The organism is Nonomuraea sp. NPDC050691 (assembly GCF_040654455.1).
Classification (GTDB): domain Bacteria; phylum Actinomycetota; class Actinomycetes; order Streptosporangiales; family Streptosporangiaceae; genus Nonomuraea.
The window spans coordinates 1-1,417 of record NZ_JBFAIA010000370.1; the positions used below are offsets into that span (position 1 = coordinate 1).

At 34.7% G+C, this 1,417-nt stretch carries 2 protein-coding genes; both read left to right on the forward strand.

Going from position 1 to position 1,417, the window contains the following annotated elements:
- A partial coding sequence (locus tag AB0H81_RS44830; RefSeq protein ID WP_358388727.1) for a hypothetical protein occupies positions 1–364 on the forward strand: 364 nt, incomplete at its 5' end.
- Positions 365–542: 178 nt separating this feature from the next.
- Positions 543–836, forward strand: a complete 294-nt coding sequence (locus AB0H81_RS44835) for a hypothetical protein (protein WP_358388729.1) — start codon at positions 543–545, stop codon at positions 834–836.
- Positions 837–1,417 lie beyond the last annotated feature (581 nt).

The window sequence follows — 1,417 nt, forward strand, 5'->3', positions numbered from 1 at the left end:
AACGATTTATTTCTTTTTTAAAAATATTAACTATTTTTTAATTACCACAAGTATTTTAATACCTATATGGTTATTTTGTGCGATGCTTTATCGGGGCAGTTCGACTTTGAATATTCTCCAATATGGAACAGGAATCCAAAAACAAAGCATGAAACATTGTTTATCATTTTATTCATCTGATGAAATAACCGTCGAAACATTTCCTGTCATTATGGCAAACTGTGAAGACAACGCCGTAAAAAAAAGGAAATGGGAAGAAGAAGCCCAAGTAAAAGTTCAACAACAAGCTGCCGAAGCTGCTAAAGCCGAGGTAAAAGCTAAAGAATCCGAATCGTTGAGAAAGGCCATACGGGAATTGAAATAAAGAATTTGACAAAGTAATTGTAAAGGCGTAAATTGTTTTCAGTTCGGTCACTGATAGATGGCCGTGTGTAAAACATTCTTGTTAAAACATATACCGCCCAAGAAGGCGCGTGTTGGAGTAAACATAATATTAAAAACGCCTGATTCTTTCAGGCGTTTTTATTTTAGAGGACCATGTAATGAATAAACCGTATAACAGTAAGTCCCTCAGAGTGGTTTTCCCATGTGGAACAGATAAATATGGTGAACAAGCTGAATCAAGCAGTGAATTAACGGTAGCTTTATCTGGCCAAAGAGTCATCTTATCAATAGAACAAACACGTCATGATATTTGTGATCCCATTACCGGATATGGAACGGACACAAACACGAGTTTCATTGAATTGGATGTGGATGATACGGAGAAGTTGATCTCTATTTTGGATCACCATTTAAGTTTAATTAAAGAAACTAAGAAAGAAAAAGATGAGTAGCCAAACTTCCAATGAATTATTTCAATTAATTTTACGTAAAGGACAAAGTGCGGCGACGTTGATCTTTTATTTGCTATTCCCTCTTATACCTTTTCTGTATATTTGGCTTTCACCGCAAAATAAACCCCTAAATTTTAAAAGTAAGTTAATGCTATTTGGAAGTAAACCATCTTTGAGTGCAGATTTACTGTCATTTGTATATACAATCTATTCGTTTCTAATTGTTTTTTTTGCCATATATAGTTTGATACTGGTTTATTACCTGTTACAAGGCATCGAATTTTGGGTTTTTTGGGAAGATGCAGGAGGAGGATATTTTGTATTATCAATTGGTACTTTTTTATTATATATCCAATGGTTCTTGATTTTAGTCCTTCTTTTGTGGGATTTCATTTTCAATAAGAATCAGAAACAAATTTCAGTAAATTCTTAGAATGTATAAAAATGTTGATTATAGAAAACAACCCTGACGGCACGATAGCTCAAACAAATTATTGGCAAAGTGAGTACAACACACGCGGACTGGCATATTTAAGCCGGCATAACCTTGGCTTGCGCTTGTTGATCCCATCCGCCGTTGC